Raw genomic sequence first — 11,717 nt, forward strand, 5'->3', positions numbered from 1 at the left:
TGGATCAGATAGAACTCATTTTGGCTCTGGCTCTGGCTCTTAGGCGCGGGCTTATAGCCGACCTGATCCTGGAAGCCGAACGCGGTCAAGAATGTGGGAGGGGGCTTGCCCCCGATAGCAGTGTGTCAGCCACTACATGCATGACTGATGCACCGCTATCGGGAGCAAGCCCCTCCCACATTTTGATCTCCGTGGATCAGATAGAACTCGTTCTGCTTTTGTTCTAGCTCTGGTTTTTGATCTTGATCTTAGGCTCACCAAGCACTAGCGAGGTGCCGAGTGTTGGGGCAAGAGGCCTTTGGTTGCGTTGGGCTGGGCCGGCATTCCGGCTTTTCCAAAGTGACCCGCTGTAAGAGCGGAACCACCCGCCGCCATGACCCAAAAAACGAATATGTACCCAATACCAAAGCAGCCTGGTCGGCCCGGAGGCCGCCAAGTTCACCCCGCCTGCCGCAAATGCTCCATCGCCCAAACCGCCGCTTCCACCCGTGACCGCAACCCCAACTTATGCAGCAAATTCTTCACGTGCACCTTCACCGTCCCCTCGGTAATCCCCAGCTTATGCCCGATCACCTTATTGCTATACCCACTGGCAATCGTGCGCAGCACCTGCCGCTCCCGCTCAGTCAAATCCACCGCCGCATGGGGTTGCGGCGAACGCAGCGCCTGGGCCAGCACCCGCGTCAACCCTGGGCTGATCACCAACGCCCCATGCAACGCATCGCGGATGAACTCCACCACCAACTCCGGCTCCATGTCTTTGAGCAGATACCCGTTGGCATCCAGGCGTAGCGCGTCGCGAATGTCATCCTCGGCATCGGACACGGTAAACAGCAGCACCTTGCCCGCATAGTTCATGGCGCGCAGGCGGCGCAGGGTTTCCAGGCCGTTCATCTGCGGCATGTTGTTGTCCAGCAGCACCAGGTCCGGTTGCAGGCTCTCGATCTGGTCCAAGGCTTCCTGGCCATTGCCGGCTTCGCCGACCACCTGCAAATCGTCTTCCAACTCGAGTATCTGACGCATGCCGCGGCGCATCATCGGGTGATCGTCGACCAGCAGGATACGGTGGCGGGGGAGTGTGCTCATGGGAGGTTGCCTTGTAGAGGTTGCCCGAGAAATTCCGGTTGAAAGCGCATTTGCACCCGCGTTCCCTGGGGCTCGCGGGGGACGATGTCGAGTTGGCCGTGCAGGCTGCGTGCACGTTCGTCCATGATGGTCAGGCCGTGGTGTTCGCGTTGGTCGACGGCGCCGCAAAAGCCACGGCCGTCGTCCTCGATGCTCAGGCTTACGGTCTCGCCTTCCTGGCGCAGTTGCAGCCAGGCGTTTTGCGCATGGGCGTGGCGCAGGCAGTTGGACAGGGCCTCGCGGGTGATTTGCAGCAAGTGGATCTGCTCGCTGGCCGACAATTGGAAGGCGAGCGCGTCGACGTGCAGGTGCACCTGGAATTCGCCGCGCCGGGAGAACTCTTCGGCGGTGTCCGAGAGTTCCTGTACCAGCCCGGCATCGTGGATTTGCAGGCGGAAGGTGGTCAGCAGCTCGCGCAGTTGGCGGTAGGCGTTGTTCAGGCCGTCGCGCAGTTCGGCGGTGACGGTGGTCAGGGTCTCCACCGGCTCGCCACGGCGGATCAGGGTTTGCATGCGGCTGACTTGCAGTTTCATGTACGACAGCGCCTGGGCCAGGGAGTCGTGCAGTTCCCGGGCGATGATGGTGCGCTCGTCAAGCAGCAGTAAACGATGATCCTGTTCGCGCTGGCGTTTGAGCGACAGCGAGGTGCCGATCAGGTTGGCCAGGGCCTGGATCAATTGTTTCTCCCAGTCCTGCGGGGGATGGCCATCGTCGAAGTGGGCCTTGAGTTCACCCAGTTCCGAGCCCTGGTTGCTGATGCTGAATACCTGCGGCGGCGCGACTTTGTGTTTATGGCAGCTCGCGCAATCGCCGATGGCGCAGACGTTGCGGCTGTCGCCCCCGTGCAAGGCGAGCATCTGCTGGGCCGGTGCGAGGAAGTGGCCTTGCAGGCACAGCGACAGGCGCAACCCCGGCAGGCGTTTCTGGAAGCGCCGGATCAATTCGTCCAGGCCTTCGGCATTGGCCAGGCGCGTGGCCAGGCTACTGCTGCTCTGGTACAGCAGTTCGAGCGCGGCGTTGGCTTGTTGCAGGTTGAGGGTCTTGAGGCGCACCTGGCTTTCCAGGGTGCGGTGGGACGCCTCGATGGTCTCGGCCATAGCGTTGAAGCTCAGCGCCAGTTGCCCCAGTTCATCCTCGGAACGGTGGTTGACCCGGATCTTGAAGTCGCCGTCGCGAAAGCGCCGGGTGGCCTGTACCAGTTCCTGCAAGGGGTTGACCACGCCGTACTGCAATTCATACAGGCCGATCAACAGGATGATCAGCGTGCTGAACAGCGCCAGGCCCTGGATCCCTTGCTGCCAGCCTTGTTTTTGTTCGCTCTGTTGCTGCAACAGGCTGACGAATTGATTCATTTGCTCGACGAATGCCGGTGCGCTGGCCTGGAACAGCGCCGCATCACCGCGCGCCAGGGCCGGGCGCAGCTCGTCGTTCCAGCGTTGCTGGATCTGTTGGTAGCTCTGCAGCAGGGCGCTGTTCGGGCCGTCTTCCAGCACCGCCTTGAGCGACTGGCTGTCGAGGCGCCCTTGCAGGCTCTGGGTGATGGCGTCGATCTCCGCAACCGGCGCGGCAGCGGCGAGTCGCCAGCTCAGGTGGTAGGTCTCCATGCGCACGGAACCGGCAGTGTTGATCGCGGCGGCGTCGCCCTGACTGAACCAGGCGATCAGCCCCGCGCTCAAGGAACTGGCGAGGGCCAGGATGGCGATCAGGATCACGGCCAAGCCGGCGCGCGCGGGCAAGGAGCTGCGCAGCCAGCTAAACATCACGGCGTATTCGGAGCGGGGAGAAAGCCTGCATGGCGGCACCTGAAAAGGAAAAACGAGCTGGAAAACCGCGATCCCTGGCGCACTACCTCTAAAGAGTTGCCGGCAAACCCTCCCACGGGAAAACGCCGGCACAAGAGATCAATCCATTGATAAATAAAGACTTTATCTTGTTATAGGGACTACCTCCTTAGAGGTATGTGCGGTCAGCATAGCCTTATACCCCCCAGGTGGACGTTGATCTGCGTCAAGTTCTGCGGGGGGGGGCGCCCCTAACCTGCGCTCATGAAATCACCTTCTGGAGCGCATACCGTGACTCAACCCCGTATAAGACAAGGCTTGGTGCTGGGCATGAGCACGCTGGCCTTCACCGTCTGCTTTATGGTGTGGATGATGTTCGCCGTGTTGGGCGTGCCCATCAAAGAGCTGCTGCAACTCAACGAAACCCAGTTCGGCCTGCTGGCCGCCACGCCGGTCTTGACCGGTTCCCTGGTGCGCTTGCCATTGGGCTTGCTGACCGACCGTTTCGGCGGGCGCATCGTGTTCTTCCTGTTGATGCTGGCCTGCGTCCTGCCGCTGTACCTGATCACCTACGCCACCGCCTATTGGCAGTTCCTGGTGCTGGGCCTGTTTGTCGGCCTGGCTGGCGGTTCGTTTTCGGTGGGCATCGCCTATGTCGCCAAATGGTTCGACAAGGAGAACCAGGGCTTTGCCATGGGCGTGTTCGGCGCCGGTAACGCCGGGGCTGCGGTCACCAAATTCCTTGCCCCGGCGCTGATCGCCCTTGGCACCTGGCACCTGGTGCCCAAGGTGTTCGGCGCGATCCTGTTCATCACCGCGCTGCTGTTCTGGTTCCTCACCAGCGAAAACAAGGCCCACCGCAGTGCCGGTGGCGCCACCTTGCGCGAGCAACTGCGGTGCCTTAAAGACCCGGCCGTGTGGCGCTACTGCCAGTACTACTCGATTGTCTTCGGCGGCTACGTCGGCCTGGCGTTGTGGATGACCAAATACTACGTGCAGGAATACGGTTTCAGCCTGCAAAGCGCCGCGCTGCTGGCCGCCTGTTTCTCCCTGCCCGGTGGCGTGCTGCGCGCGGTCGGCGGTTGGATGTCTGACCGCTGGGGCGCCCAGAGCGTGACCTGGTGGGTGTTGTGGGTGAGCTGGATCTGCCTGTTCCTGCTCAGCTACCCGCAGACCCAACTGCAAGTGATGACCGTCAACGGTCCGCTGGATTTGCACATCGGTCTCAACCCCACCCTGTTCACCGTGCTGCTGTTCGTGATGGGCATCGCCTTCGCGTTCGGCAAGGCCTCGGTATTCAAGTACATCGCCAATGACTACCCGCAGAACATGGGCGCGGTGTCCGGCATCGTCGGCCTGGCCGGCGGCCTCGGGGGCTTTGTGCTGCCGATTCTGTTTGGCGCCCTGGTGGACCTCACCGGCGTGCGCTCGTCCTGCTTCATGTTGATGTACGGCGTGGTCTGGGTGTCCCTGACCTGGATGTACCTCAGCGAAATCCGCAAACAACCGCTGCTGGGCCACACCGCCCAACGTCTCCAAGGAGAATGAACATGTCCATCGCGCAAAAGCCCGAGTCGGGCCCGGTGATTCACGACTGGCGCCCCGAGGACCCCGCGTTCTGGGGGGCCAGCGGCAAAAAGACCGCTACCCGCAACCTGTGGATCTCGATTCCCGCACTGCTCCTGGCCTTCGCCGTGTGGATGGTGTGGAGCACGGTGATCGTGCGCCTGAACGCCATCGGCTTCAGCTTCACCACCGACCAGCTGTTCTGGCTGGCGGCGTTGCCCGGCCTGTCCGGCGCGACCTTGCGGGTGTTCTATTCGTTCATGGTGCCGATCTTCGGCGGACGCCGCTGGACCGCCCTGAGCACCGCGTCGCTGTTGCTGCCGGCGCTGTGGATGGGCTTCGCGGTGCAAGACCCCAACACCCCTTACAGCGTGTTCGTACTGATCGCCTTGCTGTGCGGGTTTGGCGGCGGCAACTTTGCCTCCAGCATGTCCAACATCAGCTTCTTTTACCCCAAGTCGCAGCAGGGCACGGCCCTGGGCCTGAACGCCGGCCTCGGTAATCTTGGCGTGTCGGTGATGCAGTTCTGCGTGCCGCTGGTGATCACCTTCGGGGTGTTCGGCATGGTCGGCGGGCAAGCGCAAACCCTGCCTGACGGTAGCCAGTTGTGGCTGCAAAACGCAGGGTTCATCTGGGTGCCGTTCATCCTCACCGTCACCGTGGCGGCCTGGTTCGGCATGAATGACCTGTCCAGCGCCCGCGCTTCGTTCAGCGAGCAGGCGGTGATCTTCAAGCGCAAGCACAACTGGCTGATGTGCTGGTTGTACCTGGCGACCTTCGGTTCGTTCATCGGCTTTTCGGCGGCGTTCCCGCTGCTGATCAAAACCTCGTTTCCGGACGTGGTGGCGTTGAAGTTTGCCTTCCTCGGCCCGCTGGTCGGCGCCCTGGTACGCCCACTGGGCGGCTGGCTGGCGGACAAACTGGGCGGCGCGCGGGTGACCCTGTGGAACTTCGTGCTGATGATCGTGATGGTGTTCGGCGTGCTGCACTTCCTGCCGCAGAACGGCCAGGGCGGCAATTTCTACGGTTTCCTCGGGATGTTCATGTTGCTGTTCATCACCACTGGCGTGGGCAACGGCTCCACCTTCCGCATGATCCCGGTGATCTTCCGCACCCAGCACGAGAAAGCCAGCGCCGGTAAATCCGCCGCCGAGCGCGAGCAGGCCATCAAGAATGCCGGCAAGGAATCGGCTGCGGTGCTGGGGTTCAGTTCGGCGATGGGCGCCTTCGGTGCGTTCTTTATTCCCAAGTCCTTCGGCACCTCCATGGCCGCCACCGGCAGCCCGGCGATGGCCTTCTACATGTTTGTCGGTTTCTACCTGAGCTGCATCGTCGTGACCTGGTGGTGGTATGCCCGCAAAGGCTGCGCCACACCCTGCTAGTCCGACCTGAATTCGCGGGGCAACGCACCCCGCAGCACGCCTGATGAGGAAAGCACCATGAGTCATTTATTGGATCAACTGCGGTTCTTCAACCGCAAACAAAACGAATTCTCCGACGGCCACGGTGAGACTCGCAAAGAGTCCCGTGACTGGGAAAACGTCTACCGTTCGCGCTGGCAGTACGACAAGATCGTGCGTTCCACCCACGGCGTGAACTGCACCGGCTCCTGCTCGTGGAAGATCTACGTGAAGAACGGCCTGATCACCTGGGAAACCCAGCAGACCGATTACCCGCGCACCCGCAACGACCTGCCCAACCATGAACCTCGTGGCTGCCCGCGTGGTGCGAGCTACAGCTGGTACATCTATAGTGCCAACCGGCTCAAGTACCCGAAGATCCGCAAGCCGCTGCTCAAGCTGTGGCGTGAAGCGCGCCAGACCCTGGCGCCGGTGGAAGCCTGGGCGAGCATTGTCGAGGACAAGGCCAAGGCCGACTCCTACAAGAGCAAGCGCGGCATGGGCGGTTTCATTCGCTCGAACTGGGAGGAGGTGAATGAAATCATCGCCGCCTCCAACGTCTACACCATCAAGCAATACGGCCCGGACCGCATCGTCGGCTTCTCGCCGATCCCGGCCATGTCCATGGTCAGCTACGCGGCGGGTTCGCGTTACCTGTCGCTGATCGGCGGCGTGTGCCTGAGCTTCTACGACTGGTACTGCGACCTGCCACCGGCCTCGCCGATGGTGTGGGGCGAGCAGACCGACGTGCCGGAATCGGCCGACTGGTACAACTCCAACTACATCATCGCCTGGGGTTCGAACGTTCCGCAGACCCGTACCCCGGACGCGCACTTCTTCACCGAGGTGCGCTACAAGGGCACCAAGACCGTGGCGATCACCCCCGACTATTCGGAAGTGGCCAAGCTCACCGACCTGTGGCTCAACCCCAAGCAGGGCACCGACGCCGCGCTGGCCCAGGCCTTCAATCATGTGATCTTCAAAGAATTTCACCTGGACAAACCGAGCGCCTACTTCACCGACTACGCCAAGCGTTTCACCGACTTGCCAGTGCTGGTGATGCTCAAGCCCATGACCGGTTTCGCCCCGGGCGCAGGCTTCCAGCCCGACCGCTTCCTGCGCGCCTCGGACCTCACCGGCAACCTCGGTCAGGACAACAACCCGGAATGGAAAACCATCGCCCTCGACGAGAGCGGCGAACTGGTCTCGCCGCAAGGCTCCATCGGCTATCGCTGGGGCGAGAAGGGCAAGTGGAACATCCTCGCCAAAGAGGGCGGCGAAGGCCGCGCGATCGACCTGAAACTCAGCCTGATCGGTGACGACGTCGCCGAAGTCGCGTTCCCGTATTTTGCCGGCGAAGTCCAGGAGCATTTCCAGCACGTGGCCGGCGAGGCGGTGCAGTACCGCCGCGTGCCGGTGCACAACGTGACCCTGGCCGACGGCAGTGTGGCCAAGGTGGCGACCGTGTTCGACCTGTCGGCGGCCAACCTGGCCATCGACCGTGGCCTGGGCGGCCACAACGTGGCCAAGGACTACGACGACGCCAGCGTGCCGGGCACCCCGGCGTGGCAGGAAGCGATCACCGGCGTCAGCCGCGAGAAAGCCATCCAGATCGCCCGTGAGTTCGCCGACAACGCCGACAAGACCAAGGGTCGCTCGATGATCATCGTCGGCGCGGCGATGAATCACTGGTACCACATGGACATGAACTACCGTGGGCTGATCAACATGCTCATGCTCTGCGGTTGCGTCGGCCAGACCGGCGGCGGCTGGGCCCACTACGTCGGCCAGGAAAAACTGCGCCCGCAATGCGGCTGGCTGCCCCTGGCCTTCGGCCTCGACTGGAACCGCCCACCGCGCCAGATGAACGGCACCAGCTTCTTCTACGGCCACAGTTCGCAATGGCGCCACGAGAAAATGAGCATGCACGATGTGCTCTCGCCACTGGCCGACAAGTCGCAGTTCCCCGAACACGCGCTGGACTACAACATCCGCGCCGAACGCGCCGGCTGGTTGCCCAGCGCGCCGCAGCTCAACACCAACCCGCTGCATATCTGCCGTGAGGCGGCCGCCGCTGGCATGACGCCGAAAGACTACGTGGTCAAGTCCTGGCAGGACGGCAGCCTGCGCTTTGCCTGCGAACAGCCGGACAGCCCGGTGAACTTCCCGCGCAACATGTTCATCTGGCGCTCCAACCTGCTCGGTTCGTCGGGCAAGGGCCATGAGTACATGCTCAAGTACCTGTTGGGCACCAAGAACGGCGTGATGAACGAAGACATCGGCCACAGCACCGAGTGCAAACCGACCGAGGCCGAATGGGTCGAGGACGGCGCCATCGGCAAGCTCGACCTGGTGACCACCTTGGACTTCCGCATGTCCTCCACCTGCGTGTACTCCGACATCGTCTTGCCGACCGCCACCTGGTACGAAAAAGACGACATGAACACCTCGGACATGCACCCGTTCATCCACCCGTTGTCGGCGGCCATCGACCCGGCGTGGGAATCGCGCTCCGACTGGGAAATCTACAAGGGCATCGCCAAGGCGTTCTCGGCCATGTCGGTCGGCCACTTGGGCGTGGAACAAGACCTGGTTACCGTACCGCTGATGCACGACAGCGTCGGCGAACTGGCCCAGCCGTTTGGCGGCACCGACTGGAAAAGCGCACGCGTGGCCCCGGTGCCCGGCAAGAATGCTCCGAACATTGCCGTGGTGGAACGCGACTACCCGAACATCTACAAGCAGTTCTCGTCGCTGGGCCCGATGCTGGAAAAACTCGGCAACGGCGGCAAGGGCATCAACTGGAACACCGATGAAGAAGTCGAGTTCCTCGGCGAACTCAACCATCACGAAAACGATGCCGGGATCAGCCATGGTCGGCCGAAAATCGACACGGCTATCGACGCCGCCGAGGTGATCCTGTCCCTGGCCCCGGAAACCAACGGCAAGGTCGCCTTGAAAGCCTGGGCCGCGCTGTCGGAATTCACCGGCATCGACCACAGCCACCTGGCGATCTCCAAGGCCCATGAAGCGATCCGCTTCCGCGATATCCAGGCGCAGCCGCGCAAGATCATCTCCAGCCCGACCTGGTCTGGCCTGGAAGACGAACACGTGAGCTACAACGCCGGCTACACCAACGTCCATGAAAACATCCCATGGCGCACCATCACCGGCCGCCAGCAGTTCTACCAGGATCACCCGTGGATGCAGGCGTTCGGCGAGCAGTTGATGAGCTACCGGCCACCGGTCAACACCAAGACCATCGAAGGTGTGAAGGGCAAGCGCAGCAATGGCGAAACCGAGATCGTGCTGAACTGGATCACCCCGCACCAGAAGTGGGGCATCCACAGCACCTACAGCGACAACCTGCTGATGCTCACCCTGAGCCGTGGCGGCCCGATTGTGTGGCTCTCGGAAATCGACGCCAAGCGCGCCGGGATCGAGGACAACGACTGGATCGAGTGCTTCAACGTCAACGGCGCACTGACCGCCCGTGCTGTGGTCAGCCAGCGCGTCAAGGAAGGCATGGTGATGATGTACCACGCCCAGGAACGCATCGTGAACGTGCCGGGTTCGGAAACCACCAAGACCCGTGGCGGCCACCACAACTCGGTAACCCGCGTGGTGCTCAAGCCGACCCACATGATCGGCGGCTATGCCCAGCAGGCCTACGGTTTCAACTACTACGGCACGGTCGGTTGCAACCGCGACGAGTTTGTCGTGGTGCGCAAAATGGCCAAGGTCGACTGGCTCGATGGTTCCACCGGCGATGACTTGCCGCGCCCATTGCCGACTGATATCGAGGAGAACTGAGATGAAGATTCGCTCACAGATCGGCATGGTCCTGAACCTGGACAAATGCATCGGCTGCCACACCTGCTCCATCACCTGCAAAAACGTCTGGACCAGCCGTGAAGGCATGGAATACGCCTGGTTCAACAACGTCGAGTCCAAGCCCGGCATCGGTTACCCCAAAGAATGGGAAAACCAGGACAAGTGGAAGGGCGGCTGGGTGCGCAACGCCAACGGCTCGATCAACCCGCGCATCGGCGGCAAGTTCCGCGTGTTGGCGAACATCTTCGCCAACCCTGACCTGCCGAGCCTGGACGACTACTACGAGCCGTTCGACTTCGACTACCAGCACCTGCACACCGCGCCTTTGGGCGAGCACCAGCCGACCGCGCGCCCGCGTTCGCTGGTGTCCGGCAAGCGCATGCAGAAAATCGAGTGGGGCCCGAACTGGGAAGAAATCCTCGGCACCGAGTTCGCCAAGCGCCGCAAGGACAAGAACTTCGACCAGATCCAGGCCGACATTTACGGCGAGTACGAAAACACCTTCATGATGTACCTGCCGCGCCTGTGCGAGCACTGCCTCAACCCGGCGTGCGCGGCCTCGTGCCCGAGCGGTGCGATCTACAAGCGTGAAGAAGACGGCATCGTGCTGATCGACCAGGAAAAGTGCCGCGGCTGGCGCATGTGCATCAGCGGCTGCCCGTACAAGAAGATCTACTTCAACTGGAAGAGCGGCAAGTCCGAGAAGTGCATCTTCTGCTACCCACGCATCGAAGCCGGCATGCCTACCGTGTGTGCCGAAACCTGCGTCGGCCGGATTCGCTACCTCGGCGTGTTGCTCTACGACGCTGACCGCATCAGCGAAGTGGCGAGCACCGCCAACGAGCAGGACCTGTACGAGAAGCAGCTGGAAATCTTCCTCGACCCGAATGACCCGGCGGTGATTCGCCAGGCCCTGGCCGATGGCGTGCCGCAGTCGGTGATCGACTCGGCGCAGCGCTCGCCGGTGTACAAAATGGCCGTCGATTGGAAACTCGCACTGCCGCTGCACCCGGAATACCGCACCTTGCCGATGGTCTGGTACGTGCCGCCACTGTCGCCGATCCAGAACGCCGCAGCCGCCGGTACCGTGGGCATGAACGGGGTGATCCCGGATGTCGACAGCCTGCGCATTCCGCTGCGTTACCTGGCCAACCTGCTGACCGCCGGCGATGAAAAACCGGTCAAGCGTGCGCTCAAACGCCTGTTGGCGATGCGTGCCTACAAACGCTCCCAGCAAGTCGACGGCGTGCAGGACCTGCAAGTGCTCGAAGACGTCGGCCTGAGCGTGGAACAGGTGGAAGAGATGTACCGCTACCTGGCGATCGCCAACTACGAAGACCGCTTTGTGGTGCCGAGCGCGCACCGTGAAGACGCCATGAGCGATGCGTTCGCCGAACGCTCCGGCTGTGGTTTCAGCTTCGGCAGCGGTTGCAGCGGCAGCTCCGACACCAACATGTTCGGCGCCAAGAAGGCCAACCGCCGCGACGTGCTGAAAACCGTCCAGATCTGGGAGGACTGAGCCATGCGCATTCTTAAAGTGATTTCGTTGCTGCTGGACTACCCCACCGAAACCCTGGTGAACGGCCGCGACGAACTGGAACAGGCGATCATCGAGTCGCGGGAAATCAGCCCCAAGCAGCGCGGCGCGTTGTTCGAGTTGCTCGAGCTGATCTGCGCCAATGACCTGATGGATGGCCAGGAACACTACGGCGCGTTGTTCGGCCGGGGGCGTTCGCTGTCGTTGCTGCTGTTCGAACACGTCCACGGCGAGTCTCGTGACCGTGGCCAGGCCATGGTCGACATGATGGCCCAGTACGAAGAGGCCGGGTTTGCCATCGGCGTCAAGGAGCTGCCGGACTATATCCCGCTGTACCTGGAGTTCCTCTCGACCCGCGAAGACATCGAGGCCCGCGAGGGCCTGGCGGATGTGGCGCACCTGCTGGCGTTGCTCGCCGCACGCTTGGACGAGCGCGAGAGCGCCTATGCCAGTTGCTTCCGTGCGTTGCTGCAG

7 protein-coding genes are annotated in these 11,717 nt (G+C 62.3%); 5 read left to right on the top strand and 2 right to left on the bottom strand.

Features of this window, described 5'->3' with window-relative positions; all coding sequences use genetic code 11:
* Positions 1 to 438: 438 nt before the first annotated feature.
* Both narL and L9Z73_RS13835 read right to left on the bottom strand, forming a co-directional pair.
* Complete coding sequence (gene narL / locus L9Z73_RS13830; RefSeq protein WP_247401775.1) at positions 439 to 1,086, bottom strand: two-component system response regulator NarL; 648 nt, start codon at positions 1,084 to 1,086, stop codon at positions 439 to 441.
* The gene (locus L9Z73_RS13835) at positions 1,083 to 2,885 is read right to left on the bottom strand and encodes a HAMP domain-containing protein (RefSeq protein WP_247401788.1); all 1,803 of its coding nucleotides are present in this window, start codon (positions 2,883 to 2,885) and stop codon (positions 1,083 to 1,085) included. The genes narL and L9Z73_RS13835 overlap by 4 nt, the downstream gene beginning before the upstream one ends.
* A gap of 312 nt (positions 2,886 to 3,197) precedes the next feature.
* Here L9Z73_RS13835 and L9Z73_RS13840 point away from each other — a divergent pair, with 312 nt between their 5' ends.
* The 5 genes from L9Z73_RS13840 to narJ all read left to right on the top strand — a co-directional run.
* Positions 3,198 to 4,454, top strand: coding sequence for an MFS transporter (locus L9Z73_RS13840; RefSeq protein ID WP_247401777.1), 1,257 nt, complete (start codon positions 3,198 to 3,200; stop codon positions 4,452 to 4,454).
* A 2-nt stretch (positions 4,455 to 4,456) separates the two neighbouring features.
* Positions 4,457 to 5,854 (top strand): NarK family nitrate/nitrite MFS transporter, encoded by a 1,398-nt coding sequence (locus L9Z73_RS13845; protein WP_247401779.1) that lies wholly within the window; start codon positions 4,457 to 4,459, stop codon positions 5,852 to 5,854.
* Between the two features lie 57 nt (positions 5,855 to 5,911).
* Entirely contained in the window at positions 5,912 to 9,685 is a 3,774-nt protein-coding gene (locus tag L9Z73_RS13850) for a nitrate reductase subunit alpha (protein WP_017849324.1), read from the top strand.
* Position 9,686: 1 nt separating this feature from the next.
* Positions 9,687 to 11,225, top strand: coding sequence for a nitrate reductase subunit beta (narH, locus tag L9Z73_RS13855; RefSeq protein WP_017849323.1), 1,539 nt, complete (start codon positions 9,687 to 9,689; stop codon positions 11,223 to 11,225).
* A 3-nt stretch (positions 11,226 to 11,228) separates the two neighbouring features.
* Positions 11,229 to 11,717 (top strand): nitrate reductase molybdenum cofactor assembly chaperone (narJ, locus tag L9Z73_RS13860; protein WP_247401786.1); only part of this gene is annotated, 489 nt, incomplete at its 3' end.

The sequence above is a fragment of the Pseudomonas emilianonis genome (genome assembly GCF_023072625.1).
Lineage (GTDB): Bacteria > Pseudomonadota > Gammaproteobacteria > Pseudomonadales > Pseudomonadaceae > Aquipseudomonas > Aquipseudomonas paraveronii.

What these genes read in the sequence shown, in the direction of transcription:
- L9Z73_RS13850 (WP_017849324.1), top strand. Translation starts at nt 5,912, where the DNA reads ATGAGTCATTTATTGGATCAACTGCGGTTCTTCAACCGCAAACAAAAC.
- narL (WP_247401775.1), bottom strand. Translation starts at nt 1,086, where the DNA reads ATGAGCACACTCCCCCGCCACCGTATCCTGCTGGTCGACGATCACCCG.
- L9Z73_RS13845 (WP_247401779.1), top strand. Translation starts at nt 4,457, where the DNA reads ATGTCCATCGCGCAAAAGCCCGAGTCGGGCCCGGTGATTCACGACTGG.
- L9Z73_RS13835 (WP_247401788.1), bottom strand. Translation starts at nt 2,885, where the DNA reads ATGTTTAGCTGGCTGCGCAGCTCCTTGCCCGCGCGCGCCGGCTTGGCC.
- narH (WP_017849323.1), top strand. Translation starts at nt 9,687, where the DNA reads ATGAAGATTCGCTCACAGATCGGCATGGTCCTGAACCTGGACAAATGC.